We start from the raw sequence: 26,533 nt of genomic DNA on the forward strand, positions 1-26,533 counted from the left end.
CAGCGGCCCCCGCCCACCACGGAGGAGAACCACGTGGCTCGCAACGAACTCGTCGTACGGGGCCGGGACGGCGCGGAAGCCTCGGTCCGGCGCGGCACGACGGCCATGGACTACGTCCGCCCCTGGTTGGCCGCCCCCGCCCTTATCCCGGCCGGGTACCTGACCCACTGGCTGTGGGGAGACCTCGGACTGGGCACCGGACTGGCCGCCGCCGCGATCGCGGCCGCCGGCGGGGTCGTCACCTACGCCACCCACCGCCTGACCGGGGCTCGCACCTGGTACGCCCACCACATCTCCACCGCCATGACCGGCGGTGCCGGGGCATGGCTGACCCTGGCGACCATGTTCGGCCCCGGGCGTCCGCTCATGGACGCCCTCATCATTGGCGGGTCGGCCGCCGCCGCCATCGCGAACGTGCACCTGTGGGCGCGCTCGCAGGGGACTGCCGAGACCGCCCCGGCCAAGGGTGTCGGGCGGGTATTGCCCACCTTCGAGGAGATCGCGGCCAAGCTGCGGATCAAGCACGTGCGGGCCAAGCTCACCGCCGACACCGAGATGCAGCAGCGCCACGAACTGACCCTGGAGAACGGCGAGACCGCCGAATCCCTCCAGAACCGCGGCAAGGAACTGGCCAGCGCCTACGGGGTCGCCCCCGGCGCGATCCGCGTGATCGAGGACCAGTCGCGCGCCGACCGCGCCGAACTGGTCATCACCAAGAAGGACGTGATGGGCAAGCTCATCCCGTGGCCGGGACTGAACCCCGCCCACGTGGGGACCTCGATCACCGATTACCCGCTGGACCTGGGGGTCTACGAGGACGGCGAACCGTTCCTGAACCAGATCACCAACCGGCACAGCCTGACCGTGGGCATGGCCGGCGCCGGGAAGTCGGTGTACGGCAAGGTCAAGATGGTGCAGGTGGCTGCCCGGTCCGACACGTTCACGCTCGCGATCGACCTGGCGAAGGGCCGTCAGACCCTCGGGCCGATCGAGCACGCGATCGGATGGCCCGCCTACACCAAGAAGGACGCGCGCAAGCAGCTCAACGCCATCAAGCGTGCGATCAAGGACCGCGCGAACCACCTCGCCGATCACGGCTACGCCCAATGGGTGCCCGGGTGCGGGCTCACGTTCCTCTACCTGCTCGTGGAGGAGGCCGCCGAAGTCGTCGACTTCGACGAGATCGTGGAAGTCGCCCGGGTGGCCCGCTCGGTCGGCATTCAGCTGGAACTCTCCCTCCAGCGGGCCACCTGGGGCAACCTCGACACCGACACCCGCGCCAACCTCGGTGACGGGCTCTGCTTCGGGGTACGCGACCACGCCGACGCCACGTTCGTCCTGCCGGACTACGTGACTGAAGCCGGGTGCGACCCCTCCCGGTGGCGCAAGTCCAAGCCCGGCGCGCTCTACGCCGCGATCGAGCACGTGGACGTGGACCGGCACACGGTGGCGATCAAGACCTACGGGCCGCCCTCGACCAACCCGGCCGAAGAGAACCGGGACCTGAAGGCCGCCGCCGACGCCCTGCGACCCCAGGACGAGAAGTTGGACCCCGTCACCCGCAAGGCGTTCGGCGCGGACTACGCGGCCTTCTTGGAAGGCTCCACAGCTCCCGCTGCCGCCGCTCCCGCTACAACCGCGACCTCATCTCCGGTCGTCCGCGTCGCCGACGCAGAAGCCCAGGAGCAGGAGGAGACCGTGACCGCCGACTTCGAACCCATCATCCTGACCACTCCCGACGACGACCCGGACGTCTCTGGATCCCTTGACGAGGAGATCCCCGCCGTGGACGGCGAGGACTTCGCGCTGGCCCCGCGCAAGCGATCCAAGGAGAGCGCCGAAGAGGCCCGCGCGGCCATCGACGCGATGTTCCAGACGTGGATCGACCGCGGCATCCAGACCTTCCGGGCCCCGGAGGTCGGCGAGTCCCTGCACGACATCGGCATCGACCGCAAGCGCGCCTGGGTCTACCGGCAGCTCACCCGCTGGGAAGAGGAGGGCTTGATCCGCCACGAGGACGACGGGTCGTACACGATTCTCGCGAGCGGTCTCGTGGCGGCCTGAATCACCCATCCGAGGGTGTCTCAGCCCGTGTCTCCACTGGTGTCTCGACACCGTCTCCACTGGCGTCTCGACCCAGTGGAGACACGGGCTGACCTGTAACACCACGCCGGGGCGTCTCAACCCGCCCCGGCCACAAAAAAATGCGGTCCCGGTGCATAGCCGCCAAGCAACCACCGGGACCGCCACCCCACGAAGGGAGCACTTCCATCATGCCTCATGCCCGCTATCTCGATCCCACGGGCGAGAAGTACGGCCTGCCCACTTACCCCTGGGGAGCCGCGTGGGTCCTCGATGATGACCTGGCCACTCGTAAGCAGCTGGCCGCCATGGGGTTGCGTCCCGCCGGTCAGGAGCCCGCCGCGCAGCTGATGTGGGGTTCCCGACGCGGCAAGGGCCGCCGGGTGCGCACCGCGCTGCTCTACCGAATCAGCTTGTCCAAGCCGAAGTTGCCCATGACCCGGGCGCGCGCCCGTTCGCTGGCCGCGGCCATGCGCGCCCGGCACACCTGCCCCAGCTGCCACCTGGTGTTCATGTACTGCATCCCTACCTCGCTGGGACAGTGCCCCAACTGCGAATACGACACCGTCCCGGAAGACTGGGAACTCGGGTACCAGGACGCAGACGCCTACTTCGCCGCCGTCGACAGCGCATGGCTGGAGAACGCCGCGTGACCACCGCCAACGTCCTACCGTCCGTCCTTGCCGCCGCGGCCCGTGGGTGGCATGTGTTCCCCCTGATCTGCGGGACGAAGCGGCCCGACCGCCGGTTCACCGATTGGGAGCATCACGCCACCACCGACTCCGAGGCCATCCGCGCGTTCTGGGGGTCCGGCCGGTTCAATTACGGCATTGCCACCGGCCCGTCCGGGCTGGTCGTCATCGACCTCGACACCCCCAAACCGGGGGAGAGCGTCCCTCCGGAGTGGGCCAAGCCGGGGATCACCGATGGTGCGGACGTCTTCGCCGACCTCGCCGAACAGGCCGGTGTCCTAGACCAGGAGGGCGGCTACGACGCCACCTTCAACACCTTCACCGTGCGGACTCGTCGGGGCGGAACGCACCTCTACTACACGCCGCCGGAAGGAGTCCGGTTCCGCAACACCAAGGGCGGCACCCCCAGGGGGCTGGGGTGGCTGATCGACACCCGCGCGCAGGGTGGCTATGTCGTCGGCCCCAGTTCCTACGTCGCCGATGAGGACGGCGCCGGGCACTACGAGGTGATCAACCCCGCCGCCGCGGCCCCGTTGCCCACCTGGTTGGCCGACCGGCTGACCCCGAAGCCCGACCTGCGACCGGTGGATGCCGGGAAGGTCCGCCACCTGCTCATCCGAGGGAATGCCGCAGGGTACGGTGCCGCGGCATTGCGTGGCGAGGTCGAACGCGTACTTGGCTCCTCGCCTGGATCGCGCAACCACGCACTCAACACCGCCGCGTTCGCCCTCGGCCAGCTCGTCGCCGGTGGGGTGCTCCCCATTGGGTTGGTTCAGGACGCGCTGTTGGCCGCCGGGTGCAACGTCGGGCTCAGCGAGCGGGAGTGCGCGGCCACCATCTCCAGCGGGCTTCGCTCCGGTGCCCGTGAACCGCGCGGAGGTGCCGCGTGAGCGACGCGGAAGCGATCCTGTCCGGGCTCGACGCCGCCGGGGTACTCGCAGACATGCACACGCCCGCGCCCGAACCGTGGGATGCCCCCGTCCCCCTCGGTACCCGCGGGCCGCTGCCCGCCTTCCCGGTGGACGCGCTCCCCGAATGGGTAGCCGCGATGGTGGCAGCGACCGCAGAGGAGACCCAGACCCCCGCGGACATGGCCGGATGCCTCGCACTGGCCGCCCTGTCCACCGCCGCCGGCGGGCGCGCCCTGGTCCAGGTCCGCGGGACCTGGACCGAGCCGGTCAACATCTTCACCGTCGTCGCCATGCCACCCGCAAGCAGGAAGTCCGCGGTCTTCCGCGCCATGTCCGCGCCCCTGCTTCGGGCGGAAAAGCACCTGGCCGAACGGGCGCAGCCGCTCATCATTGATGCCCAGCTCGCCCGTGACGTTGCCACCGGTGCGGCTGAGAAGGCCAAGCGGGCCGCCGCGGGTAGCGGCACCCCCGGCGGTGATCCATCGCTCCTGGCCGACGCTGCTGATGCCGCTATGGCTGTGGAGTCCATCAAGGTTCCGGTGGTGCCCCGGCTGGTCGCCGACGACATCACCCCCGAAGCCGCCGCCTCACTGCTGGCCGAGCAGGGCGGGCGCCTGGCCGTGCTCTCCGCCGAGGGCGGGATCTTCGCCACGCTGGCCGGGCGCTACTCCGGGGTGCCGAACTTCGAGGTGTTCCTAAAGGGCCATGCCGGAGACATGCTGCGGGTCGACCGCAAGGGCGCACCGGCCGAGCACATCGACAACGCCGCCCTCACCCTCGGGCTGGCGGTGCAGCCCGAGGTGATCACCGAGATCGCCACCGGCCCCGGATTCCGCGGCAAGGGCCTGCTGGGCAGGTTCCTGTACTCGCTGCCGGCGTCCAACGTCGGCACCCGCAACGTCGAACCCGACCCCGCACCCGAGGAGGTCACCGCCGCCTACGACACCCAGTTGCAAAACCTTGTCCACACGCTCCACGACTGGGACGACCCCATCCAGCTCCAGCAGCGCCCCGAAGCGTTGGCCCTGCTCATGGAGCACGCACAGATCATCGAAGCCCGGCTTCACCCCGAGCACGGCGACCTGGGGCACATCGGCGATTGGGCGGGCAAGTACATCGGCGCCGTGGCGCGGTTGGCCGGGCTCATCCACCTGGGCACCGACCCCGTATCCGCGTGGCGGACACCGATCACGGCACAGACCGTGGCCGCCGCGATCCGGCTCGGGGAGTACTTCACCGCGCACGCGCTGGCCGTCTTCGACCACATGGGCGCTGACCCCGACCAGGAGCGGGCCCGGACTGTCCTGGACTGGATCACCAGGAAGAAGCCGGACCGGTTCACCGTCCGGGAAGCGTTCAACGGGCTCCCGCGGAGCGCGTTCCGCAAGGTCGCCGACCTTCGCCCAGCGCTGGAGTTCCTGGAGTCCTACGGCTGGATCCGCGAGGAACCCCCGCCGCCCACCAGCCGGAAAGGGGGCCGTCCGCCCTCACCCGCCTACCAGGTCCACCCCCAACTCATCCAGTGAAAAGCCGCCCCCGGCGCATAGCCGCCAAGCAACCGCCGGGGCCGCACTCCACGAAGAGGAGCACCACCATCATGCGCGTCATCCTCCACGAGAAGAAGCTGTACCGGGTTGAAGAGGCCGCCAAGCTGCTCGGAATCGGTCGCACGCGCGCCTTCGAGCAGGTTCGGCTCGGACGGCTCAAGTCCGTCAAGCTCGGCAACTCCCGGCTCATCCCCGCCGCCGCCCTGGACGACTTCGTGAACCTCCTGACGAGCGAGAGCGAGCACGACACCGCCGCGTGACCCCCTGGCGGGGGCGCGCCGCGGCGCGCCCCCGCCGCCGGACTTCTCAGGAGTGAAGCTATGACGGACAAGTCGAAGCGCACCCGGCAGCCGAACGGGGCGTCATCCATCTACTTCGGCAAGGACGGTCGGTGGCACGGGCGGGTGACCGTGGGCGTCAACGACGACGGAACCCCCGACCGCCGGCACGTGGCGAGGAAGAGCCGGAAGGACCTCACCAAGGCTGTTCGGGAGCTGGAGCGCAAGCGCGATGCAGGGACCGTGCCCAAGGCGGGGCGCAGGTGGCGTGTGGCTGGATGGCTCACGCACTGGCTGGAGGAGATCGCCGCCCCGTCCGTGAGCGAATACACCTACTCCGGCTATCGCGTGGACGTGAACGTCCACCTGATCCCTGGTGCCGGCGCCCACTGGCTCGACAAGCTCCAGCCCGAACACCTGGAGCGGCTCTACGCGAAGATGCAGGCCAACGGCAGCAAGCCCGCCACCGCCCACCACGCGCACCGCACCATCCGGACCGCGCTCAACGAGGCGGTGCGGCGCGGCCACCTGGCGAAGAACCCCGTCCTGCTGGCCAAGCCCCCGAAGCTCACCGAGGAGGAGACCGAGCCCTACTCGGTCGGCGAGGTGCGGCATCTCCTCAAGCTCGCCACGGCCCGGCGCAACGGCGCGCGGTGGGCGATCGCGCTCGCGCTCGGGCTCCGGCAGGGGGAGTCGTTGGGGCTGCGCTGGCCTGACATCGACCTGGTCTCCGGCGGCCTGCGGGTGCGCCGGAACCTGCTCCGGCCCAAGTACGCGCACGGTTGCGGTGACCCGTGCGGACGCAAGCCGGGCTTCTGCCCGGAGCGCGTCCGCACCAACCCGCTGACCAAGGACACCAAGTCGGCCGCCGGCCGTCGCCCGATCGGGCTGCCCGGACCGCTCGCCGAGCTGCTTCGCGAGCACAAGGCCGCCCAGGAGAAGGAGCGGGAAGCGGCCGGGGAGCTGTGGGAGGACGGCGGGTGGGTGTTCGCCGATGAGTTCGGCCGATCGCTCAACACGAACACCGACTTCCACGAGTGGAAGGCGCTGCTGAAGGAGGCCGGTCTCCGGGAGGCCCGGCTCCACGATGCGCGGCACACCGCCGCCACCGTGCTCCTGATCCTCGGGGTGCAGGAGCGGGCGGTCATGGGGATCATGGGCTGGTCCTCCTCCTCGATGGCGAAGCGGTACCAGCACGTGGTGGACGAGGTCCGGATGGACGTCGCCGACCGTATCGGCGAACTCATCTGGGAGCCGTCTGACGAGGGGGAGGAGGGCCCCGAAGAGGCCAACTGAGACCAAAACTGAGACCACGACGACGAAGGCCCCGACCGCGCACCCGGTCGGGGCCTTCGTCTTGCCTGCTTGAGGCGGCGGAGGATACGAGATTCGAACTCGTGAGGGGTTGCCCCCAACACGCTTTCCAAGCGTGCGCCCTAGGCCACTAGGCGAATCCTCCGCGGACAACTTTACATGCCGGGGTGGTGTGCTTCGAACGGTTTCCCCGTGCGGGAACGGTGGGGGAACGCACCGCCCGGGCCGCCCGTGTGCCGTCGCCCCCCCGTCCCGTTCGCGCCGCCGCCCCCGGCCCCCGAGGGATGGGCCCCGCGGTCCCCGGAGTCGGCTAGACTCTGGGCAGACCCCTCGTGCGGCGTCATCTTATGAACCTCCCCAGGGCCGGAAGGCAGCAAGGATAAGTAAGCTCTGGCGGGTGCGCGGGGGGTCCTTTCTTTCCCGGGACCCCTTGATCCGGCCTCCGGCCCCTCCCCACGATCCCCGGCGAACGCGTGCGGCTGTCACGGGGACACGGTTCAATGGGGGGTGGGTGTGACCGCGGAGGGAGCAGTGAGCACGCCGTGAGCATTGCGCTGTATCGCAAGTACCGGCCCGCCACGTTCGGCGAGGTGCGCGGCCAGGAGCACGTCACCGATCCGCTGCGCCAGGCGCTGCGCAACGGCCGGATCAACCACGCCTACCTGTTCAGCGGCCCCCGGGGCTGCGGCAAGACGTCCAGCGCCCGCATCCTCGCCCGGTCGCTCAACTGCGAGCAGGGCCCCACCCCCGACCCCTGCGGGAAGTGCGACTCCTGCGTCGCCCTGGCGCCCGACGGCGGCGGCAGCATCGACGTCATCGAGATCGACGCCGCGTCGCACGGTGGCGTCGACGACGCCCGTGACCTGCGTGAGCGCGCGTTCTTCGCGCCGGTGAACTCGCGCTACAAGGTCTACATCATCGACGAAGCGCACATGGTGACCCGCGAGGGGTTCAACGCGCTGCTCAAACTCGTCGAGGAGCCCCCGCCGCACCTGAAGTTCGTCTTCGCCACGACCGAGCCCGACAAGGTCATCGGCACCATCCGGTCGCGGACCCACCACTACCCCTTCCGGCTGATCCCGCCCAGCACGCTGCGCGAGCTGATGGAGGAGATCCTCAAGGAGGAGGGGGTCGCGTTCGACCCCGCCGCGCTGCCCCTGGTGGTGCGCGCGGGCGCAGGGTCGGCGCGCGACTCGCTGTCGATCCTGGACCAGCTGCTCGCGGGCTCCGACGAGAACGGCATCACCCGCGACGGCGCGGTCGCGCTCCTCGGCTACACCGATTCCAGCCTGCTGGGCGAGATGGTCGACGCGCTGGGCGCTGGCGACGGCGCGGCCGTGTTCGGCCTGATCGACCGCGTCATGGAGGGCGGGCACGACCCCCGCCGGTTCACCGCCGACCTCTTGGAGCGCACCCGCGATCTCGTGGTGCTGGCCGCGGTGCCCGACGCCCTCGACAAGGGCCTGATCAACGTCGCGCCCGATGCCGTGCAGCAGATGACCGAGCAGGCCGGGCGGCTGGGCCCCGCTGCGCTCACCCGCGCGGCCGAGATCCTGAACCAGGGCCTGACCGAGATGCGCGGCGCCACCTCGCCGCGGCTGCTGCTGGAGCTGCTCTGCGCCCGCGTGCTGCTGCCGGGCGCCGAACCCGGCGGTGGCGGCGACTCCGGAGCGCTCGTGGCGCGGCTGGACCAGCTGGAGCGGCGCATGGCCGCGGGCGTTCCGGCGGCGGCCCCCGCCGCCCCCGCTCCGGTGGCCCCCGCGGCCCCCGTGGCCGCGGCCCCTCCCGCCGCGCAGCCCGCATCCCCGGCGGCCCCGGCACCGGCCGAACCCGCTCCCGCACCGTCGGCCCCGGCCCCGGCACCGCAGCGGGCCGCCGACGACTGGCCGGAGCCCGCCCGCCCCGGTCCGTCGCGGCAGCAGCCCGCCGCCCGGCGGCCCGCCGCCCCGCCCGCGTCCGCGGCGCCCGCCCGGGGCGGCACGGTCGACATCGGGGCCGTGCAGGGTTCCTGGGGGCGGATCCTCGAGACCGTGAAGGGGTTGCGCCGCTTCACCTGGATGGTGCTCAGCGGCACCGACGTACGCCCCATGGGCGTCGACGGCAACCAGGTCCAGCTCGGGTTCTCCAAGCCCAACGACGCCAAGGGCTTCTCCAACAGCGGCAGCGACCAGGTGGTCGCCCAGGCGATCCGCCAGGTCCTCGGGGTCGAGGTCCGGGTGGTGGCGGTGCCCGCCAACGGTGCCCCGCCCGCGGCGCCGCAGCGCCCCGCGCCGCCGCCTCCGCCCCCTCCCGCCGCCGAGCCGGCGGGCTGGGACACCCCCGCTCCGCCGCAGGAGCGGCCCGCGCAGCCACCAGGGCCCGCCGACCCCGGGCCCGCGGCGCGCGGCGCATCGTCCGACACGCGGGAGCAGGGCGGCACCGGACCGCAGCGCCCTCTGACGACCCGGGAGGAGCCGCCTCCCGACCCCTATGAGGACGCCATGTCCTCACCGCCGCCCGAGGGGTTCGACGCGGGCGATGACGCCGACCCGGTCAACGACCCCGACGCCTCCCAGGCGCCTCCGCCGAACGCGTTCTCCCTGATCGAGTCGGAGCTGGGCGGCAAGCTCCTGGACAAGATCGACCACAACACCTGATCCCGGCCCGATCCGTGGCCGCGCCCCCCGGGGCCGCCCTCGCGCGCCCGGGTCAGCCCTCCGGGTGCGGCGGCCGCAGGCCCGGGAGCACGATGTCGACGATGGAGTCGGCGAAGGCATGGGTCAGCGGGCCGGGCCCGAGCTGCCAGCGGTACTGGATCGGGCTGAGCAGCAGCTCCACCGCCGTCTCCAGGTCGGCGCCGGCGGCGATCTGGCCCGCCTGCTGGGCGGCCTCCAGGCGGGTGCGGTAGGCCGCCAGGCCGGGGGCGAGCATCCGGTCGAACAGCTCCGCCGACAGCTGGGAGTCGGCCAGGACCTCGGAGTTGAGCGCGCGCAGCCGGGCGCTGTACTCGGGGTCGTTGTACTCGTCCACGGTCGCCCGCAGCACGGCCTTGAGGTCGGCCTCGATGTCCCCGGTGTCGGGCAGGGCGATGTCCTCGCCCCCGCTGTAGGCGGCGTCGAAGAAGGCGTCGAACATCACGGCGCCCTTGGAGGGCCACCACCGGTAGATCGTCTGCTTGCCCACGCCCGCGCGGGCCGCGATGGCCTCTATGGTGAGCTTGGCGTAGCCCTTCTCCATGACGAGGCCGTAGGTGGCGTCGAGGATCGCGCGGCGCGAGCGCTCACTGCGCCGCGAGCTGTTCGGTGTCGTCGTCTCGGGTGGCATGGGCCGAACCTACCAAGCGTCGAACCGAGACGTATCGTCTTGACGTAGGCTCGGAGCGCCGGACACAGACGAATACAGAGGAGATCCCCATGGGCAAGAGCCGCGACAACCTGCTCGGCCTCGGCGGCCAGCGCACCAGCATGTCCCGGGGCGCCATGCGCGGGTCAGGCTACTCGGGGAAGGGCGGGCGCCCCGACCCGCTGGAGGAGAAGCGCGAGCTGCTGCGCAAGCTCAAGGAGAAGCGGGACAAGGAACGGGAGGCCCAGGAGGGCGACGAGAGCGGGGACTGACCCCGTTCACCCGGCGCCTCAGCGGGCGACCGCCTCGGCCGCCGGCTCCCCCTCGGGCGCCGCGGCCGGAGGGAAGTCGATGTAGCCCTCCGGCCCGGTGCTGTAGTGCGACTCGTGACCGGCAGGGGGCGCCCAGCGGGTGCCCGAGGCGATGCGCGCGGGCAGGTCCGGGTTGGAGATGAAGGCGCGCCCGATGGAGACCAGGTCGGCGCCCTTCTCCCGCAGCAGCCGCTCGGCGGACCCCTGGCCGGTCACCTCGTGCTCCCCGGTGTTGCCCACGAGCGTTCCGCTCCACCGCGGTCGCAGGTCGGCCAGCGCCGGGTACACGGGGTCGTCGGTGAGGTGCAGGTAGGCCAGGCCCAGCGGGTCCAGGGCGGCGAGCAGGGCCCGGTAGACCGGGGCGGGGTCGGCCTCCACGATCTCGTTCTCGGGGTTGCCCGGGGACAGCCGCAGGGCCGTGCGCCCGGCGCCGACGGCGTCCGCCACGGCCTCGGTCAGCTCGATGGCGAACCGGGCGCGCCGGGCCGGCGGGCCGCCGTAGGCGTCGTCGCGCAGGTTGGTGTTGTCGGCGAGGAACTGGTGCGGCAGGTAGCTGTTGGCGCCGTGGATCTCCACGCCGTCGAACCCGGCGCGCATCGCCGCGCGCGCGGCGGCGGCGATGTCGGCGATGGTGGAGCGCACCTCGGCGGTGGTCATCGCGTGCGGGACGACGGCGTCGGCCTTGGCGGTGAGCGTGTGCACCCGCCCGGTCAGCGCCACGGCCGACGGCGCCTCGGGGTGGCCGCCGTCGCGCCGGTTGGCCGGGTGCCCGTTGCGGCCGGCGTGCATGAGCTGGGCGAAGATGCGGCCGCCCGCCGCGTGCACGGCGTCGGTGACCGTCCGCCACCCGGCGACCTGCTCCTCGGTGTGCAGGCCGGGCTCGTTGAGGTACTGGACGCCGCGTTCGCTGGGGGCGATGCCCTCGGACACGATCAGCCCGGCGCCGGCCCGCTGGGCGTAGTACGTCGCCATGATCGGCGTGGGGACGCCCGCTGTGTCGGCGCGCAGCCGGGTCATCGGGGCCATCACGATGCGGTTGGGCAGGCGGAGGCCAGCGGCGGTGTAGGGGGCGAGAAGCGGGGACGCGGGAACTCTGTCGTCGTTCATGGGACGACGGTAGAATGTGACGTGGATGTGAGTTTCAAGTCCCTGTGGTGGAGGTCACGATGCGCATCGGCGAGCTGGCGCGGCGGACCGGGGTCAGCGTCCGCTCCCTCCGCTACTACGAGGAGCAGGGCCTCCTGACATCGCAGCGCACCCCCGGCGGCCACCGCGACTACGCGGACGACGCCGTCGAACGCGTCGACCGGATCCAGTGCCTGTACTCAGCGGGCCTGTGCAGCTCCAAGATCTCCGAGCTGCTGCCCTGCATCCTCGACCACGAGCGCGGCGCGCCCGCCCCCGACCTCGTCGACCTGCTGACCGTGGAGCGCCGGCGCATCGACGGCATGATGGCGCAGCTGGCGGAGTCCCGGCGGATCCTCGACGGCGTCATCGCCTCGGCCGGCCGCGAGCACCGGGCCGATTCGGCCTGATCCGGCCCGGACCGCCCGGGGTGCCGCCGTTGCCCGGCCGTGAGCGGCTACGCTCGCAGACACCGGACAATGCAGCAAGGAGACGATGCAGTGAACCCTGGCGGCGGAATGGACATGCAGGCCCTCTTGCAGCAGGCGCAGGCGATGCAGCAGCAGCTCGTGCAGGCGCAGCAGCAGCTGGACGACGCGCAGGTCGAGGGCACCTCGGGCGGCGGGCTGGTCAAGGTCACGGTGAGCGGCCGCGGCTCGGTCGAGGACATCACCATCGACCCCAAGGCGATCGACCCCGACGACCTCGCCGACTCCGCGCAGACCATCGCCGACCTGGTCCTCGCGGCCATCCGCGACGCCGAGACCGGTGTCGAGGAGTTGCAGCAGGAGAAGATGGGCCCCTTGGCCGAGGGCCTGGGCGGCGGGCTGCCGGGCGGCGGTGGCGGGATGCCCGGCCTGCCGGGTTTCTAGGATCGGCGGCCCGCTGCGGTCCCGAGCGCGGCACCGGGTCCGTTAACGTTGGAGCCGATAGGGCTTCGAGTGAGTGGTAGGCGATGTACGAAGGCGCGGTTCAGAATCTGATCGACGAGCTCGGGCGGCTGCCCGGCGTCGGTCCGAAGAGCGCGCAGCGCATCGCCTTCCATCTGCTCGCCGCCGAGACCGCCGACGTCAAGCGGCTGGTCCACGCGCTGGTCGAGGTCAAGGAGCGGGTCCGGTTCTGCTCGGTGTGCGGCAACGTCTCCGAGGAGCAGGAGTGCCGGATCTGCCGTGATGTGCGCCGCGATGCCGCGGTGATCTGCGTGGTCGAGGAGTCCAAGGACGTCGTCGCCATCGAACGCACCCGTGAGTTCCGCGGGCGCTACCACGTGCTCGGCGGCGCCATCAGCCCCATCGAGGGCGTCGGCCCCGACGACCTCCGCGTCAAAGAGCTGATGGCCCGGCTCTCGGACGGCCAGATCACCGAACTGATCCTGGCCACCGACCCCAACCTGGAGGGCGAGGCGACCGCCACGTACCTGGCGCGCCTGGTCAAACCCTTGGGCCTGAAAGTCACCCGGCTGGCCAGCGGCCTGCCCGTCGGCGGCGACCTGGAGTACGCCGACGAGGTCACCCTCGGCCGCGCCTTCGAGGGGCGCCGGAGCCTGGAGTTCTAGGAGCTCCCGGCCGCCGGGCGGGCCCCCTCCCCCGGAGCCGGGGGCGGCGGCCCGGCCATGCGGATGAACCCGCCCGAACCGGGTATGCCCCCGCCCCGACGCCACCGAAACCGGGGCCGCTCCGGGACCGAAATCGGGGTGAAGCCCAGGTGAGAAGGTGTCCGCAGATTCCCGATAGCTACACTTCTTAGTTGATTACCGTGATCCCAACTCCTCAGGAGCAACGACCGTGGCTCTGATCGTGCAGAAGTACGGTGGGTCTTCCGTCGCCGACGCGGAAGCCATCAAGCGAGTGGCCCAACGGATCGTCGCCCAGAAAAAGGCGGGGTATGACGTGGTCGTCGTGGTCTCGGCCATGGGCGACACCACCGACGAACTCCTCGACCTCGCCGAGCAGGTGTCCCCGCTGCCGCCCGGCCGCGAGCTGGACATGCTGCTGACCGCCGGTGAGCGCATGTCGATGGCGCTGGTCGCCATGGCGATCGGCAACCTCGGCTACGAGGCCCGCTCGTTCACCGGCTCGCAGGCTGGCGTCATCACGACGTCCCTGCACGGCAACGCCAAGATCATCGATGTGACCCCCGGCCGCATCCAGGAGGCCCTGGACGAGGGCTCCATCTGCATCGTCGCCGGCTTCCAGGGTGTCTCGCAGGACAGCAAGGACATCACCACCCTGGGCCGCGGCGGTTCCGACACCACGGCGGTCGCGCTCGCCGCGGCGCTGAACGCCGATGCGTGCGAGATCTACAGCGATGTCGACGGCGTGTTCACCGCCGACCCGCGGATCGTCCCCACGGCCCGCCGGATCCCCAAGATCTCCTACGAGGAGATGCTGGAGATGGCGGCCAGCGGCACCAAGATCCTGCACCTCAGATGCGTGGAGTACGCGCGGCGGTACAACATCCCGCTGCACGTCCGCTCGTCGTTCAGCCAGAGGCCCGGTACCTGGGTCGTCTCCGAAGTTGAGGAAGCCGAAGGCATGGAACAACCGATCATCTCCGGCGTCGCACACGACCGGAGCGAAGCCAAGATCACGGTCGTGGGCGTCCCCGACAAGGTCGGCGAGGCCGCCTCGATCTTCAAGGCGCTGGCCGATGCCGAGATCAACATCGACATGATCGTGCAGAACGTGTCGGCCGCATCGACCTCGCGCACCGACATCTCCTTCACCGTGCCGATGGAGGCCGGGCAGACCGCGCTGTCGGTGCTGAAGAAGATCCAGGACACGGTCGCGTTCGAGGCGCTGCGCTACGACGACCAGATCGGGAAGGTGTCCCTGGTGGGCGCGGGCATGCGCTCCTACCCCGGTGTCACCGCGCGCTTCTTCGACGCCATCGCCCGCTCGGGCACCAACATCGAGATGATCTCCACCTCGGAGATCCGGATCTCGGTCGTGGTGGAGCAGGACCAGGTCGACACCGCCGTCGCCGCCGCCCACTCGGAATTCCAGCTCGACGCCGACCAGGTCGAAGCCGTCGTCTACGGAGGTACCGGCCGATGAGCCGCCGTCATCTACCCACCCTTGCCGTTGTCGGCGCCACCGGTGCCGTCGGCACCGTGATGCTCGACATCCTCTCCACCCGCGAGAACGTGTGGGGCGAGATCCGCCTCGTGGCCTCGCCGCGCTCGGCGGGCAAGCGCCTCACCGTCCGCGGCGAGGAGGTCGAGGTCCAGGCCCTGGCCCCCGAGGTCTTCGACGGCGTGGACGTCGCCATGTTCGACGTCCCCGACGACGTCTCCAAGGTGTGGGCGCCCATCGCCGCCGAGCGCGGCGCGGTCGCGGTCGACAACTCCGGGGCCTTCCGCATGGACCCCGACGTCCCGCTGGTGGTGCCCGAGGTCAACGCCGAGGAGACCGCCAACCGCCCGCGCGGCATCATCAGCAACCCCAACTGCACCACGCTCTCGATGATCGTGGCGCTGGGTGCGCTGCACCGCGCCTACGGCCTGACCGACCTCGTCGTGGCCTCCTACCAGGCCGCCTCCGGAGCCGGCCAGGAGGGCATCGACACCCTGCACGACCAGATCGAGAAGGTCGCCACCGACCGCACCCTGGGCGACCGGGCGGGCGACGTGCGCGCCGCAGTGGGCGAGCTGGGCCCGTTCCCGGCCCCGCTCGCGATGAACGTCGTCCCCTGGGCCGGCTCGCTGAAGGACGACGGCTACTCGTCGGAGGAGCTGAAGGTCCGCAACGAGTCCCGGAAGATCTTGAACCTCGCCGACCTGCGGGTATCGGCCACGTGCGTGCGCGTCCCCGTGGTCACCACCCACTCGCTGGTGGTGCACGCGACCTTCGCCACCGAGGTCGACGCCGACGCCGCACGCACCCTGCTGGCGTCGGCGCCCGGCGTGGTCGTGCTCGACGACCCCGCAGCGGGCGAGTTCCCGACCCCCGCCGACGTGGTGGGCACCGACCCCACCTGGGTGGGCCGCATCCGCCGCTCGGTCGACGACCCCAAGTCGCTCGACCTGTTCCTCTGCGGCGACAACCTCCGCAAGGGCGCGGCCCTCAACACCGCCCAGATCGCCGAGGTCGTGGCCCAGGAGTTCATCGAGGCCTGATCCCGGCGGGAAACACGCACACGGCGGGGGGGGCCCCCCCCCCGTCTGCGCTGTTCCTGCCGCCGTCACAGGGATACGGGCGCTTTCCGCTGCGGTGCTCACCGTCCTTTCTTCTGTGGGCGGGCGAGGCTGAGGCGGTAGAGGAGGCGGCAGTGGTCGACGGAGCCGACCAGATCGGAGGTTTCCACGGGGCGCTGGCCGTTGAAGTGGGTGCGTTCCACGACCAGGACGGGTAGGCCGGGGGCGAGTTGGAGGAGGGTGGCCTCGGGTTCGCGGAGTGGGCGGACGCCGACCTCCTCCACCACGCGGTCGATGATGACCCCGGCGGCGCCGAGCCGGTCGAGGACGCCGGTGCCGGGTTCGGCGTCGGCGGGGGTGCGCAGGGTGCCCTGGGTGAGGACCATGGGCTCCCAGGCGGTGTGCAGGGCGACGGGGGCGCCGTCGGCCAGGCCGAGGGAGCGGGTGCGGTAGACCATCTCGCCGTCGCGCAGGGTCAGCCGCCGCGCCACCAGGTCGTTCACCTTCACGGTGAGGGTGCCCAGCTCCTCGCGGTGCAGCGGCTCGACGCCGGAGCCCGAGGAGCGGTCCGTGCGGGAGAACCGGTGGATCTGCGGCACCGGGCGGACGTAGTAGCCCGACCCCGGGCGTGCCTCCACGAGCCCCTCGCTGACCAGCAGCCGCAGCGCATGCCGCGAGACCTGCTCGCTGACGTGGTGGGTGCGGGCCAGCCGGGACCGCGACGGCAGCCGGCTGCCGGGTGCCAGCTCGCCGTTCAGGATGGGGCGGCGGAGCATTTCGGCCACCCAGAGATAGCGCGGTTGCCCTCCCATGGCTACACGGCCCTTGGGGACGGTCCTTCCGTCGGCATCCCGGTGTTTCTCAGGGCGAAGTCCAGCTCGACGGCCATATGCCGGACGCGCTCCTCGACCACGAACGACCCGTGCCCGGCGTCGAAGCGGTGCACCTCGTGGGGTGTGCCCAGCTCGGCGAGCCGGGCGAGGTAGGTGTCGATCTGCCGGATGGGGCAGCGGGGGTCGTTCTCCCCGGCCAGGACCAGGACCGGTGCGGTGACCCGGTCGGCGTAGGTCAGGGGTGAAGAGCGCCGGTACAGCTCGGGTACCTCCTCGGGTGAGCCGCCGAACATGGAGCGGTCGAAGGCGCGGAGGGCCTCCATTTCGTCGGCGTAGGCGGTGACGTAGTCGGCGACGGGGACGCCCGCGATGCCCAGGCTCCAGGCGCCGGGCCGGACGCCCAGGCCGAGCAGGGTGAGGTAGCCGCCCCACGACCAGCCCTCGAGGATCAGCCGGCGGGGGTCGGCGAGCCCGGTGGCCACGGCCCAGTCGCGCACGGCGGTGATGTCCTCCAGCTCGGTCAGCCCCACGCGCCCTTCCAGGGCGTCGCGCCACGCGCTGCCGTAGCCGGTGGAGCCGCGGTAGTTGACGCGCACGACCGCGAACCCGTGGTCGACCCAGGCGGCGACGTCGGGCCGGAAGGAGTCGAGGTCCTGGGCCTGGGGGCCGCCGTGCACCACGAACACGGCCGGGTGGGGGGCGGGGGAGTCGCCGGGGACGGAGACCAGGGCGTGGACGGGGCCGCCGGGGCCCTCCACGACGACGTCGCGCACCGGGACGGACGGGGGCGCGGCGATGCCCGGGGGCGCCAGGACGACCCGGCCGGCGGTGTCGCGGATCGCGGGCGGCAGCTCCGAGCTGGACCAGGCGTACTCGACCGTGCCGTCGGGCCGTGCCGTCGCCGCCGACACCAGCCCGCGCGGGGTCGGGACCGGGGCGGTCGTCCCCGCGGCGAGGTCGTGCAGGTGCAGCCGCGACCGCGCACGGTCCTCCTGGGTGATCAGCAGGCGGGCGCCATCGGGCGTCCAGCCGGCCGACAGCTCGCCGTCGAGGCCGAGGCCCGGCCCGATGTCGCGCTCCTCCCCGGTGAGGGGGTCCCAGATGAGCGGTTCGGTCCGGCCCGTGCGCTCGTGCAGGACGAGCAGCCGGTGGCCGCCGGGTTCGAAGCCGACGGCGGTGAGGTCGCGCCCCGGTCCGTCCCAGAGGTCGGCGACGGTGGTCGCGCCGTCGCCGCCGGCGTCCAGCCGCAGGACGCGCACCGCCATGTGGCGGCTGTCGCCGTGCTCGCTGTGCGTGATGGCCAGCAGCGATTCGTCGTCGCTGAGCGCGGCGACACGGCCCTCCTGCCGGTGGGCGTAGACGGTGCGCGGCGGCGCGCCCGGCACGCACAGGTGCGCGCTGAACCCGTCGTCGGTCGAGCGGCCCACGACGGCCAGCCCGGACGCCCCCAGCGCGAGCCCGCCCATGTAGGAGGGCGCAAGCCCGGGGGCCGCGGCGCGGTCGGGCCCGCCGCCGAACGGCTGTGCCCGCCAGACGCCGAACTCGTCGCCGTCGGTGTCGTCGAACCACCACACCCACGCCCCGGAGGGGTCGAGTGCGGCCGTATGCGTGCCCTGCGGCCGCTCGGTCGCCTGCCGCTGTTCGCCCGTGCCCCGGTGCCAGGTGTGGATCTCCCACGTCCCGGAGGCGTTGCCGCGGAACAGGGAGTGGTCCGGCGCATCGCGCGCCCAGGAGGGGAGACCGGTCCGGCCTGCGCGGAAACGATCCTGCCAACGCTCGCCCATGATCTCCAGTAAAGCAGTGGAGTTCTGCTTATTGGGGGCGAATCGATGAGTCGACATGGTCCTACGCCGTCGAAACCACATGTCAGTACGGGGACGCGGGCCGCGGGGGCCTTCGCGCCCGGTGCCGGGGCGGCACGTGAGCACCCTCGTGGCGGATGTACGGAAGAATGCGGATATGCAAAGCGAGCCGCCCATGTCCCTAGATGACCTGCGCGTCCGCGCCGCCGGCGGCGAGCGCCTGCGCTACCTGTACTTCTGGGGCCACCGGGCGCGGCCCGACGGCACGCCCGGCCCCGGATGCCTGAGCCAGTGGTGGCCCGCGGCCTTCACGGTCGACGGGGTGCGCTACGCCACCGCCGAGCACTGGATGATGGCCGAGAAGGCGCGGCTGTTCGGCGACACCGCCGCGGCCGGACGCATCCTGGCGGCGGCCGAGCCGGGCGCGGCCAAGCGGCTGGGGCGCGAGGTCGCGGGGTTCGACGAAGCGGTGTGGCGGGAGCGGCGCTTCGACATCGTCGTGCGCGGGTCGGTGCACAAGTTCGGCCAGAACGCGGAGCTCGGGGCCTTCCTGCGGGCGACGGCGGCGCGCGTGCTCGTAGAAGCGAGCCCGCTCGACCGCGTGTGGGGGATCGGCCTGGCCGCCGACGACGAACGCGCGGCCGACCCGGCTCTGTGGCCGGGGGAGAACCTCCTCGGCTTCGCCCTCATGCGGGCGCGGACGGAGCTGGCCGCCGCAGGGGCATGAGCGCGGCGGGCCGCCTCCGCGGAACGGGCGGTTCCGGAACGGCAGGTCCCGGTGCGGCTACCGGCGGCGCGCCGCCGTGCGGCCCCGGCGCGCGCGGATCCGTTCGACGGCCGATGCCAGCCCGTGCGCCGATCCGAGCGCAACGGGCATCAGCAGCAGCGATCCGGTGCCCGGCGCCGCCGTGGGCACGCCGGCCCGGCGCAGCCGTCCCCAGGCCCACAGTGAGAACGGCGCGGCGATCACCGGCGCGGTCACCACGCCGGGGGTGTAGCCGCGGGTGAGCGCCGACTGCGCGAGGTGGGTCACCGTGTGCAGGCCGAACCCGGCCAGGGCCGCCTGGTAGAAGGGGCTGCGCCCGCCGGTGCGCGCGCCGTCGGCCGCGGCGGCGGCCATCACCACCCCCATGAGCCCGATCGCGGTCGCGGCGTGGGTGCGGGAGACGTCGAGCCGGTCCCAGACCCCGCCCGGAACGGCGGGGAACGCCGCCTCCAGCCGGGGACGCGCGCGGCGCGCCCACCCCGGCATGGTGATCAGCTCCTCGGCGTCGTGCAGCGCCCAGGCGGCCAGCAGCCCCCACGTGGCGGCCGCGGGGAGCGGGGCGGTCCCGGGCGCTGCCGAGGTCCGGGGGGCGGGATGGTTCGGCATGCCGCCATTCCACCACGCCCCCGTGTCACCGGCACGGCCGGCCGGGCCCTACAGGTCCAGGCGGGACACGGTCACGCCGTCGGCGGCCAGGAGGCGGCGGACCAGGGAGGGGTCGTAGTCGGCCAGCCCCGCGTCGTTGAGCACGAGCATGTCGACGGGATGCGGCAGCACGCTCTGCGGGTGGGTCTGGTCGATACCGGAGACCTCTGCGGGGTCGCCGGTGAAGCCCTCCGGGACCGCGGACGGGCGCAGCGCCCGGTAGACGTGCAGGTGCAGGTGGTAGGGGGCGTCGTCCGCGCCGCCGGAGCCGTTCACGTCGTAGATCCCGGTCGGGGCGAGGGCGCCGGTCCGCAGCCCGGCGTCCCTCTCGGCGGCACGGCGCGCGGCCTGCTCCGCGCTCTCCTCCGGTGCGATCGCGCAGCGCGGCAGCAGCCAGTGCCCGGCGTGGAGGCCGCTGCTGCGGAGGACGAAGGTGAGCGTCCACTCGGGCCCGGGAACGATGGCGGCCGCGGACATTGCGGGTTCGGCCGGCGGGTGCGGGGCGGTCATTCGGGGGGCGTCCCTCCTGGTCGGCGGTGGGCGGTGCGGACCACCCTTGCGTACGGTCCGCCACGGCGCCACCCGGCCGGGCACACGGTAGGACAACCGTGACCTTGCGTGTTCCACGTGAAACCAGGTGCGCCGCGACGGCGGCCGGGCCGTCCACCCGCCACGCCGGGTCGACGCCGGGCCTGCGGGGCGTCGGGGTGCCCTCCACGTCCGACGTGGCCGTGGACGGCGGCGTTCCGCCGGCGCCCGAAAAGCACCGCAGCGCCCGCCCGGCTTCCCGGGGCGGGCGCTGCGGCGGTGGACCGGCGGACTACAGGATGATCCGCATGGGGTTCTCCAGCACGTCGGTGAGGTCCTTGAGGAACGCGGCGCCGACGGCGCCGTCGATCGCCCGGTGGTCCACCGACAGCTCCAGCGCGATGGTGTTGCGGGCGACGATCTCGCCGTCGCGCACCACCGGCTGCTGCTTCATCGCGCCCACCGCGAGGATCGCCGCCTCGGGCGGGTTGATGACCGCGGAGAAGCTGTCGACCCCGAACATGCCCAGGTTGCTGACGCTGAACGTGCCGCCGCTCATCTCCTGGGGCTTGAGCTTGCCGTCGCGGGCGCGCCCGGCCAGCTCGCGGGTGGAGGTGGCGATCTGCGACAGCGGCATCGCGTCGGTGTCGTGCAGCACCGGCACGACCAGCCCGCCTTCGACCGCGACGGCCACGCCGACGTTGATCCGGCCGTGCCGGAACAGCTTGTCGTCCACCCACGAGGTGTTGACCTCGGGGTGCGCGGTCAGCGTGGTGGCCACGGCCTTGACGATGAGGTCGTTGAAGCTGACCTTGACGCCGGTGCTCGCGAGCTGCTCGTTGATCTGGCCGCGGAACGCCTTGAGCGCCTCGGCGTCGATCGTGCGCCGCAGGTAGAAGTGCGGCACCTGCTGCTTGCTCTCGGTCAGCCGGCGCGCCACGACCTTGCGGACGTTGCTCACCTTCAGCTCTTCGGAGGCGCGGCCGTCGTCGTAGGCCTCCTGGGGGCGGGCGGCCGCCGGGGCGGGGGCCCGCGCCGCCGCGGGCGCGGGGGCGGCGGGGGCGCCGGCCTCGCGCTGCCGCTGGGCGGCGGCCTCGATGTCGGCCCGCACGACGCGGCCCTTGGGGCCAGAGCCGTCGATGGACTCGATGTCGAGCCCGTACTCGCGGGCCAGCCGGCGGGCCAGCGGGGAGCTGAGCGGACGGGGGGCGGTGCCCTCGGCGGCGGGCGCCGGTGCCGGCTCGGTCTCGGCCGGAGCGGGGGCGGCCTCCGCGGCCGGGGCCGCGGGCTCCTCCGCGGGGGCGGCGGGGGCGCCGGACTCCTCGGGCACGGCGTCGGGGCTGTCGGCGAGGACGCCGATCACCGCGCCGATCGGCACGGTGTCGCCCTCGGCCACCGACTGTTTCACGAGGAAGCCGTCCTCGTAGGCCTCGTACTCCATGACGGCCTTGTCGGTCTCGATCTCGACCAGGACGTCGCCGGACGCGACCTTGTCGCCGACCTTCTTGACCCAGGAGCTGATGACGCCTTCCTCCATGGTGTCGGAGAGGCGCGGCATGTAGATCTCAGTCATCGTGTGCTTTTCCCCTTTACCCGACCCGCTTGCCCACAGCGCTCAGGGTCTCCTTGACAGCGGTGGTGATCGACTCGACCGACGGCAGCGCCGCGGTCTCGAGCGGCTTGGCGTAGGGCATCGGCACCTCGGCCATGGCGACCCGGCGCACCGGGGCGTCCAGGTAGTCGAACGCGCCCTCCTGGATGGTGGCGGCGATCTCGGCGCCGATCCCGTAGGTCAGCCAGTCGTCCTCGGCGACCACCGCGGACCCGGTCTTGCGCACCGAGTTGACGATCGTGGCGCGGTCGAGCGGCCGCAGGCTGCGCAGGTCGACGACCTCGACGCTGATGTCCTCCTTGGCGAGCCTCTCGGCGACCTGGGAGGCGACCATGGCCATCCGGGAGTACCCGATCAGCGTGATGTCGCTGCCCTCGCGGGTGACCGCGGCGCGGCCGATCTCGGCGACGGTGTCGTCGCCCTCGGGGACCTCGCCCTTGGTGTTGTACAGGCCGAGGTTCTCCAGGAACAGCACCGGGTCGTCGTCGCGGATGGCGGCGCGCAGCATCGACGCGGCCTCGGCGGGGGTGCTCGGCGCGAGCACCTTCAGGCCCGGGATGAAGGAGTAGAACAGCTCGATGTTCTGCGAGTGGGTGGCGCCGAGCTGCTGGCCGCCGCCCCCCGGGGTGCGGATGACCATCGGCACGCTGGTCTGGCCGCCGAACATGCCGTAGATCTTCGCGGCGTGGTTGATGATCTGGTCGATGGCGATCAGGGAGAAGTTGATCGTCATCAGCTCGACGACGGGGCGCAGCCCCAGCATCGCGGCGCCGATCGCGGCGCCGACGAAGCCCTCCTCGGCGATGGGGGTGTCGCGGACGCGGCGCTCGCCGAACTCCTTGAGCAGCCCCTCGGTGATCTTGTAGGAGCCCTCGAAGACGCCGATCTCCTCACCGAGGAGGAGGACGTTCTCGTCGCGGTGCATCTCGGCGCGCAGCGTGTCGCGCAGCGCCTGGCGGTAGGTGATCACGGACATGGACCCGCTCCTTTTCTACTCGGCGAAGACCGGGTCGGCGGGCATGCGGCGCGACTCGTTCGCCACGGGGGTGGCGTAGGTGTAGTCGAACAGCGTGGAGACCTCGGGGTGGGGGCTGTTCTCGGCGAAGTCGGCGGCGTCGGCGACCTCGTCGCGGACGGATCCGGCGATCTCGCTCTTGGTTTCCTCGGTGAGGATGCCGGCCTCTTCCAGCCGGGCCTCGAAGGCCGCGACCGGGTCGTTGGCCTTGGCCTCCTCGGCCTGCTCGGCGGTGCGGTACTTGGCGGGGTCGACCACCGAGTGGCCCTTCATCCGGTAGCTGGTGGCCTCCAGCAGGAAGGGGCGCTGCTCGGAGCGGGCGCGCTCGACGAGGTCGGTGGCGGCGTCGCGGACGGCGAGCACGTCGCGGCCGTCCACCCGGACGCCCTCGATGCGGAAGGCGGAGCCGCGCTTGTAGAGGTCGGGCTCGGCGGAGGACCGGTCGACGGTGGTGCCCATGCCGGTGAAGTTGTTGATGACCACGAAGACGATGGGCAGGTTCCACAGCGCCGCGATGTTCAGCGACTCGTGCCAGGCGCCGATGTTGGTGGTGCCGTCGCCCATCTGGCACATGACGACCTCGTCGCCGCCCCGGTAGGAGACGGCCAGCGCGGCGCCGGTGGCCAGGGGGAGCTGCCCGCCGACGATCCCGTAGCCGCCCAGCATCCGGGTCTCGGTGTCGTACATGTGCATGGACCCGCCCCAGCCCTTGGACACGCCGTCGGAGCGCCCGTAGAGCTCGGCCATGACGGTGCGCGGGCTCATGCCCTTGCCGATCGCGTAGCCGTGGTCGCGGTAGTTGGTGAAGAGGTAGTCGCGTTCCTGGAGGGCGGTCATGAGGCCGACGACGGTGGCCTCCTCGCCCAGGTTGAGGTGGCAGTAGCCGCCGATGCGCGCCTGCGTGTACGCCTGGCCGGTGCGCTCCTCGAAACGGCGGATGAGCAGCATCTGCCGGTAGTAGTCGAGCAGCACCGCGGGCTGCTCGTCGGAGAGGTCGGGGGTGTCGCCCTTCCGGCTCCGCCGGCGGCCACCCGTGTTCCTGGCGGTGCCGCCGCCCTTCGGCTTGGCCGTGTCAGCCATGGTGGTGCCTTTCTACGTACGGGAACGGCCTGGTCCGGGCCGGTAGGCCCGGGGAGGCCGGTGCCGGGGCGCGCGGTGGGCCCGCGGCCACGGCGTCCGCGCCGACGCCGGGCTCAACGGCGGGGTCGCGGGAGTGGCTGTTGAGTTGTCGTGGCCGAACACTCCGTGCGCTCGCCCCCCGGTGGTCGCTACCCTGCCCATTCCTGGGCGGAGGTCACCTGATCGTCCGGCCGGTTCGCGCGTGGCTCGCAACACGCCCGTCATCTGTGTGACGTGCGTCGCGCACACTCTACGTACTGATCGATGATCGATCAATACGACTTTAGGGGAGATCCGGGGCGTATTCGGCAAAGGGGGGTGGTCTTCGGCGCGCAGGCCCGGCCGGGCGGGTCATCTCACGGCATCGTGCGACTTCATTGCGGCCTCGACGTAGTTGAGCACGTGGTCGCGCACCATCCGGCCGACCTCGGGGTCGCACTTTCGAAACGCTTCCGTGATCTGGGCGTGGTCGGCGGCCTTGGCGTGCAGCTCCATGTTGAGCCAGCGGACCGACAGCCGCGTCCACACCTCGACCCCCAGCGACTCCCAGGTGTGCAGGAGCACGCTGTTGCGGGCGGCCCGCACGATCTCGCGGTGGAACTCGACGCTGTGCTTGATCTGCTCCTCGACGTCGCCCTCGGCGGTCGCGCGCTTGAGGGCGTCGACCTCGCGCTCCAGCGGGCGCGGGTCCTCGGCCAGGCCCGGGGCGGCGAGTTCGGCGGCGACAAGTTCGAGACCGGCGCGGACGGGATAGATCTCCGCCATGTCCGCAACACCGAAAGCGCGAACCCGGGCCCCCTTGTTCGGCACGGACTCGATGAGGCGCAGCGTCTCCAGTTCGCGCAGCGCCTCCCGCACTGGGGCCTGGCTGACGTTCAGCTCGGCCGCGATCCGCCGTTCGACGATGCGCTCCCCGGGCTGCCAGCGGCCTGAGAGCAGACCGTCGACGAGGACGCGGCGGATCTGCTCCCGCAGCGGGTTGCGGGCCAACCGGGACCGATCATCGGATCCCGTGGGCAGGTCGACCATCGACGGCCTTTCAGCTGGGTGGGGTTTCACGAGCGCTCAGGCTCATTACGAAGAGTGCCATACCACGGTGCGGGCCCGGCGTCATGCCCTGCGGCACGGGACGGCGGGCGCCATTCGGGCGGCTTCGGCGAACGGCAGGGGCACGGCCGCGGACAGGACGGTAAAGCGCGAGTTAGCACGTTCGTAAACGTCAGGGGCTCGCGGCGCGTCAACTTACAGGGCGCTATGCTCTCCTGTCGGAAATGTTCGAACAAAGCCGGGAGTCGTGAAGTGGCGTCCCCCACACGGGGGCGGTGGGACCGGTTCACCGATTGCGCCACCAGCGGTGTCCCCGGTCATGGACCGTAGTGACGACGCAGTTGTCACCGGTTGCGTGGATGCTCTGACCATGCGTCCCGCGGCTTCCCGACCCCTACAGAACGCGTTACCCGCCCGAATCCACCCGAGTCGACGTCCGAGCGGCGAGCCCGTCCCCCTACGCACAAGCGTGCCGCAGGCCAGCCCACAATTCGTGAGACAGCACTGAGCACACATGATGCATACATTGCGGATACGGTCGAACCCGCTGTTTCGGGCGGGCCATTCGATCCCCTCATTCCATAGGTCCCGGCGGGTATTGAGCACCGCCCCGGGGGCCGCTCTGGTGCGCACCGCGCGCCGGCGCTCCGGCGGGCCCGGGGTCACCTGGCCCAGCGTCAGCGAGATCGCGTGGGGGCTGGCATCGGACAAGCGCGCGATCGTGCTGGCCGTGGTGCTCATCACCATGACCGTGCTCTCCGCCGGCCCGCTGCACCCCATCGACATCTTCATCAACGAGGCGCCCCGCCCCTACTGGGACCAGGTGCGCGAACCGCTGATCCTGTGGCCCGACACCGTGGCGTCCCGGTTCGTCGCGCTGCCCGTGCTGGCCACGACCGCCATTCAGCTCGCCTACTGGCACCGCTCGTGGCGGCCGATCATCCTGAGCGTCGGCGGCGTGGTGGGCATGATGAGCATGGTCGCCATGATGAAGCTCATCCTCCAGCGCGGCCACCCGCGCACCGGCGACCCCTCGTTCTTCGCCGAAGGCGGGGTGTCCTTCCCCTCGGGCCACGGCGCCAACGCGATCCTGATCTACGGGCTCGTGCTGTTCCTCATCGTCCGCTACCGGGCGGCCCGGCCGCACATCATCCGCCGGCTCGGCTACTGCATCGTCGGCATCGCCGTGCTCCAGGCGTTCGTCTCCGCGTTCCTGCACTTCCACTGGTTCACCGACCTGCTGACCGGGATGGTCGCGGGCGGGTTCGCGCTCAGCCTGGTCATCCGGCTGGACCGGATGATCCCCGGCGGCCGCACCGCCACCTGGTGGCCCTGGTACGACCCCGACGGCGACGACCCCGGCTCCGGCTCCGGCGATGCGGCCGGCGTCCAGGGGGGTAGCGAAGCGCGCACCTCCGGCGGCGCGGGATGAGCCCGGCGGCCGGCGCGG

Annotated in this window: 25 protein-coding genes, 1 tRNA gene and 1 other RNA gene; 16 read left to right on the plus strand and 11 right to left on the minus strand. The window is 71.9% G+C overall.

The genetic code is table 11. The features are described 5' to 3' along the window. The first annotated feature begins 33 nt into the window (after positions 1–33). From ACFOVU_RS18670 to ACFOVU_RS18695, 6 genes are all read left to right on the plus strand, one after another. Positions 34–2,064: a hypothetical protein gene (locus ACFOVU_RS18670; protein WP_378535392.1), complete on the plus strand. Its 2,031-nt coding sequence runs from the start codon at positions 34–36 to the stop codon at positions 2,062–2,064. 209 nt (positions 2,065–2,273) lie between these two features. Continuing rightward, a complete protein-coding gene (locus ACFOVU_RS18675; RefSeq protein WP_378535394.1) occupies positions 2,274–2,735 on the plus strand; it encodes an RRQRL motif-containing zinc-binding protein in 462 nt (153 codons plus the stop codon). Continuing rightward, the gene (locus ACFOVU_RS18680; protein ID WP_378535395.1) at positions 2,732–3,664 is read left to right on the plus strand and encodes a bifunctional DNA primase/polymerase; all 933 of its coding nucleotides are present in this window, start codon (positions 2,732–2,734) and stop codon (positions 3,662–3,664) included. Before ACFOVU_RS18675 ends, ACFOVU_RS18680 begins: the two co-directional genes overlap by 4 nt. Then, positions 3,661–5,211, plus strand: coding sequence for a YfjI family protein (locus ACFOVU_RS18685; protein WP_378535397.1), 1,551 nt, complete (start codon positions 3,661–3,663; stop codon positions 5,209–5,211). The genes ACFOVU_RS18680 and ACFOVU_RS18685 overlap by 4 nt, the downstream gene beginning before the upstream one ends. A gap of 71 nt (positions 5,212–5,282) precedes the next feature. Beyond that, positions 5,283–5,492: a helix-turn-helix domain-containing protein gene (locus ACFOVU_RS18690; protein ID WP_378535399.1), complete on the plus strand. Its 210-nt coding sequence runs from the start codon at positions 5,283–5,285 to the stop codon at positions 5,490–5,492. Between the two features lie 60 nt (positions 5,493–5,552). Continuing rightward, positions 5,553–6,806 carry a tyrosine-type recombinase/integrase gene (locus ACFOVU_RS18695; RefSeq protein WP_378535400.1) on the plus strand — a complete coding sequence of 418 codons (1,254 nt, stop codon included), beginning with the start codon at positions 5,553–5,555 and terminating at the stop codon, positions 6,804–6,806. 78 nt (positions 6,807–6,884) lie between these two features. Here the strand turns inward: ACFOVU_RS18695 and ACFOVU_RS18700 are convergent. Beyond that, positions 6,885–6,969, minus strand: a tRNA-Ser gene (locus ACFOVU_RS18700). 176 nt (positions 6,970–7,145) lie between these two features. On the opposite strand from ACFOVU_RS18700, the gene ffs reads away from it, so the two are divergent. Next, positions 7,146–7,241, plus strand: an RNA gene (gene ffs, locus ACFOVU_RS18705) — signal recognition particle sRNA small type. Positions 7,242–7,366: 125 nt separating this feature from the next. Continuing rightward, positions 7,367–9,460, plus strand: a complete 2,094-nt coding sequence (locus tag ACFOVU_RS18710) for a DNA polymerase III subunit gamma and tau (RefSeq protein ID WP_378535402.1) — start codon at positions 7,367–7,369, stop codon at positions 9,458–9,460. A 52-nt stretch (positions 9,461–9,512) separates the two neighbouring features. Here ACFOVU_RS18710 and ACFOVU_RS18715 read toward each other — a convergent pair whose 3' ends face one another. Beyond that, the gene (locus tag ACFOVU_RS18715) at positions 9,513–10,127 is read right to left on the minus strand and encodes a TetR/AcrR family transcriptional regulator (RefSeq protein WP_378535404.1); all 615 of its coding nucleotides are present in this window, start codon (positions 10,125–10,127) and stop codon (positions 9,513–9,515) included. Between the two features lie 89 nt (positions 10,128–10,216). On the opposite strand from ACFOVU_RS18715, the gene ACFOVU_RS18720 reads away from it, so the two are divergent. After that, a complete protein-coding gene (locus ACFOVU_RS18720) occupies positions 10,217–10,417 on the plus strand; it encodes a DUF6243 family protein (protein WP_378535406.1) in 201 nt (66 codons plus the stop codon). An 18-nt stretch (positions 10,418–10,435) separates the two neighbouring features. Here ACFOVU_RS18720 and ACFOVU_RS18725 read toward each other — a convergent pair whose 3' ends face one another. Further along, positions 10,436–11,563 (minus strand): alkene reductase, encoded by a 1,128-nt coding sequence (locus ACFOVU_RS18725; protein ID WP_378535408.1) that lies wholly within the window; start codon positions 11,561–11,563, stop codon positions 10,436–10,438. A gap of 59 nt (positions 11,564–11,622) precedes the next feature. Here ACFOVU_RS18725 and ACFOVU_RS18730 point away from each other — a divergent pair, with 59 nt between their 5' ends. The 5 genes from ACFOVU_RS18730 (at position 11,623) to ACFOVU_RS18750 (ending at position 15,698) form a co-directional block, all read left to right on the plus strand. Then, positions 11,623–11,991: a MerR family transcriptional regulator gene (locus ACFOVU_RS18730; protein ID WP_378535896.1), complete on the plus strand. Its 369-nt coding sequence runs from the start codon at positions 11,623–11,625 to the stop codon at positions 11,989–11,991. A 108-nt stretch (positions 11,992–12,099) separates the two neighbouring features. Next, the gene (locus ACFOVU_RS18735) at positions 12,100–12,453 is read left to right on the plus strand and encodes a YbaB/EbfC family nucleoid-associated protein (RefSeq protein ID WP_378535898.1); all 354 of its coding nucleotides are present in this window, start codon (positions 12,100–12,102) and stop codon (positions 12,451–12,453) included. A gap of 83 nt (positions 12,454–12,536) precedes the next feature. Next, entirely contained in the window at positions 12,537–13,136 is a 600-nt protein-coding gene (gene recR / locus ACFOVU_RS18740) for a recombination mediator RecR (RefSeq protein WP_378535410.1), read from the plus strand. Between the two features lie 229 nt (positions 13,137–13,365). Further along, a complete protein-coding gene (locus tag ACFOVU_RS18745; RefSeq protein WP_378535412.1) occupies positions 13,366–14,637 on the plus strand; it encodes an aspartate kinase in 1,272 nt (423 codons plus the stop codon). Then, positions 14,634–15,698, plus strand: a complete 1,065-nt coding sequence (locus ACFOVU_RS18750; RefSeq protein ID WP_378535414.1) for an aspartate-semialdehyde dehydrogenase — start codon at positions 14,634–14,636, stop codon at positions 15,696–15,698. Before ACFOVU_RS18745 ends, ACFOVU_RS18750 begins: the two co-directional genes overlap by 4 nt. 98 nt (positions 15,699–15,796) lie before the next feature. Here the strand turns inward: ACFOVU_RS18750 and ACFOVU_RS18755 are convergent, their stop codons facing one another. Continuing rightward, positions 15,797–16,528: a GntR family transcriptional regulator gene (locus ACFOVU_RS18755; protein WP_378535416.1), complete on the minus strand. Its 732-nt coding sequence runs from the start codon at positions 16,526–16,528 to the stop codon at positions 15,797–15,799. Between the two features lie 2 nt (positions 16,529–16,530). After that, the gene (locus tag ACFOVU_RS18760) at positions 16,531–18,333 is read right to left on the minus strand and encodes a prolyl oligopeptidase family serine peptidase (RefSeq protein ID WP_378535900.1); all 1,803 of its coding nucleotides are present in this window, start codon (positions 18,331–18,333) and stop codon (positions 16,531–16,533) included. 193 nt (positions 18,334–18,526) lie between these two features. On the opposite strand from ACFOVU_RS18760, the gene ACFOVU_RS18765 reads away from it, so the two are divergent. Beyond that, positions 18,527–19,078, plus strand: a complete 552-nt coding sequence (locus ACFOVU_RS18765) for an NADAR family protein (RefSeq protein ID WP_378535418.1) — start codon at positions 18,527–18,529, stop codon at positions 19,076–19,078. A 57-nt stretch (positions 19,079–19,135) separates the two neighbouring features. Here ACFOVU_RS18765 and ACFOVU_RS18770 read toward each other — a convergent pair whose 3' ends face one another. From ACFOVU_RS18770 to ACFOVU_RS18795, 6 genes are all read right to left on the minus strand, one after another. Beyond that, a complete protein-coding gene (locus ACFOVU_RS18770; RefSeq protein WP_378535420.1) occupies positions 19,136–19,723 on the minus strand; it encodes an HXXEE domain-containing protein in 588 nt (195 codons plus the stop codon). A gap of 48 nt (positions 19,724–19,771) precedes the next feature. Continuing rightward, the gene (locus ACFOVU_RS18775; RefSeq protein ID WP_378535421.1) at positions 19,772–20,272 is read right to left on the minus strand and encodes an NUDIX domain-containing protein; all 501 of its coding nucleotides are present in this window, start codon (positions 20,270–20,272) and stop codon (positions 19,772–19,774) included. Between the two features lie 310 nt (positions 20,273–20,582). After that, on the minus strand, positions 20,583–21,863 hold the full coding sequence (locus ACFOVU_RS18780) for a dihydrolipoamide acetyltransferase family protein (RefSeq protein WP_378535423.1): 1,281 nt from the start codon (positions 21,861–21,863) through the stop codon (positions 20,583–20,585). Positions 21,864–21,879: 16 nt separating this feature from the next. Continuing rightward, positions 21,880–22,878, minus strand: a complete 999-nt coding sequence (locus ACFOVU_RS18785; RefSeq protein WP_378535425.1) for an alpha-ketoacid dehydrogenase subunit beta — start codon at positions 22,876–22,878, stop codon at positions 21,880–21,882. Positions 22,879–22,893: 15 nt separating this feature from the next. After that, positions 22,894–23,997, minus strand: a complete 1,104-nt coding sequence (gene pdhA / locus ACFOVU_RS18790; protein WP_378535427.1) for a pyruvate dehydrogenase (acetyl-transferring) E1 component subunit alpha — start codon at positions 23,995–23,997, stop codon at positions 22,894–22,896. Positions 23,998–24,387: 390 nt separating this feature from the next. Then, positions 24,388–25,065 (minus strand): GntR family transcriptional regulator, encoded by a 678-nt coding sequence (locus tag ACFOVU_RS18795; protein ID WP_378535902.1) that lies wholly within the window; start codon positions 25,063–25,065, stop codon positions 24,388–24,390. 640 nt (positions 25,066–25,705) lie between these two features. Between ACFOVU_RS18795 and ACFOVU_RS18800 the strand changes: the two genes are divergently transcribed. Continuing rightward, on the plus strand, positions 25,706–26,515 hold the full coding sequence (locus ACFOVU_RS18800; protein ID WP_378535904.1) for a phosphatase PAP2 family protein: 810 nt from the start codon (positions 25,706–25,708) through the stop codon (positions 26,513–26,515). Positions 26,516–26,533 lie beyond the last annotated feature (18 nt).

Origin of the sequence: Nocardiopsis sediminis, assembly GCF_042650565.1 — a bacterium.
Classification (GTDB): Bacteria; Actinomycetota; Actinomycetes; order Streptosporangiales; family Streptosporangiaceae; genus Nocardiopsis_B; species Nocardiopsis_B sediminis.

Excerpts from the sequence above, each read along its gene's own strand:
- ACFOVU_RS18675 (WP_378535394.1), top strand. The coding sequence starts at position 2,274 with ATGCCTCATGCCCGCTATCTCGATCCCACGGGCGAGAAGTACGGCCTG.
- ACFOVU_RS18690 (WP_378535399.1), top strand. The coding sequence starts at position 5,283 with ATGCGCGTCATCCTCCACGAGAAGAAGCTGTACCGGGTTGAAGAGGCC.
- ACFOVU_RS18695 (WP_378535400.1), top strand. The coding sequence starts at position 5,553 with ATGACGGACAAGTCGAAGCGCACCCGGCAGCCGAACGGGGCGTCATCC.
- ACFOVU_RS18715 (WP_378535404.1), bottom strand. The coding sequence starts at position 10,127 with ATGCCACCCGAGACGACGACACCGAACAGCTCGCGGCGCAGTGAGCGC.
- ACFOVU_RS18720 (WP_378535406.1), top strand. The coding sequence starts at position 10,217 with ATGGGCAAGAGCCGCGACAACCTGCTCGGCCTCGGCGGCCAGCGCACC.
- ACFOVU_RS18725 (WP_378535408.1), bottom strand. The coding sequence starts at position 11,563 with ATGAACGACGACAGAGTTCCCGCGTCCCCGCTTCTCGCCCCCTACACC.
- ACFOVU_RS18730 (WP_378535896.1), top strand. The coding sequence starts at position 11,623 with ATGCGCATCGGCGAGCTGGCGCGGCGGACCGGGGTCAGCGTCCGCTCC.
- ACFOVU_RS18735 (WP_378535898.1), top strand. The coding sequence starts at position 12,100 with ATGGACATGCAGGCCCTCTTGCAGCAGGCGCAGGCGATGCAGCAGCAG.
- recR (WP_378535410.1), top strand. The coding sequence starts at position 12,537 with ATGTACGAAGGCGCGGTTCAGAATCTGATCGACGAGCTCGGGCGGCTG.
- ACFOVU_RS18750 (WP_378535414.1), top strand. The coding sequence starts at position 14,634 with ATGAGCCGCCGTCATCTACCCACCCTTGCCGTTGTCGGCGCCACCGGT.
- ACFOVU_RS18755 (WP_378535416.1), bottom strand. The coding sequence starts at position 16,528 with ATGGGAGGGCAACCGCGCTATCTCTGGGTGGCCGAAATGCTCCGCCGC.
- ACFOVU_RS18760 (WP_378535900.1), bottom strand. The coding sequence starts at position 18,333 with ATGGGCGAGCGTTGGCAGGATCGTTTCCGCGCAGGCCGGACCGGTCTC.
- ACFOVU_RS18765 (WP_378535418.1), top strand. The coding sequence starts at position 18,527 with ATGTCCCTAGATGACCTGCGCGTCCGCGCCGCCGGCGGCGAGCGCCTG.
- ACFOVU_RS18770 (WP_378535420.1), bottom strand. The coding sequence starts at position 19,723 with ATGCCGAACCATCCCGCCCCCCGGACCTCGGCAGCGCCCGGGACCGCC.
- ACFOVU_RS18775 (WP_378535421.1), bottom strand. The coding sequence starts at position 20,272 with ATGACCGCCCCGCACCCGCCGGCCGAACCCGCAATGTCCGCGGCCGCC.
- ACFOVU_RS18780 (WP_378535423.1), bottom strand. The coding sequence starts at position 21,863 with ATGACTGAGATCTACATGCCGCGCCTCTCCGACACCATGGAGGAAGGC.
- ACFOVU_RS18785 (WP_378535425.1), bottom strand. The coding sequence starts at position 22,878 with ATGTCCGTGATCACCTACCGCCAGGCGCTGCGCGACACGCTGCGCGCC.
- pdhA (WP_378535427.1), bottom strand. The coding sequence starts at position 23,997 with ATGGCTGACACGGCCAAGCCGAAGGGCGGCGGCACCGCCAGGAACACG.
- ACFOVU_RS18795 (WP_378535902.1), bottom strand. The coding sequence starts at position 25,065 with ATGGTCGACCTGCCCACGGGATCCGATGATCGGTCCCGGTTGGCCCGC.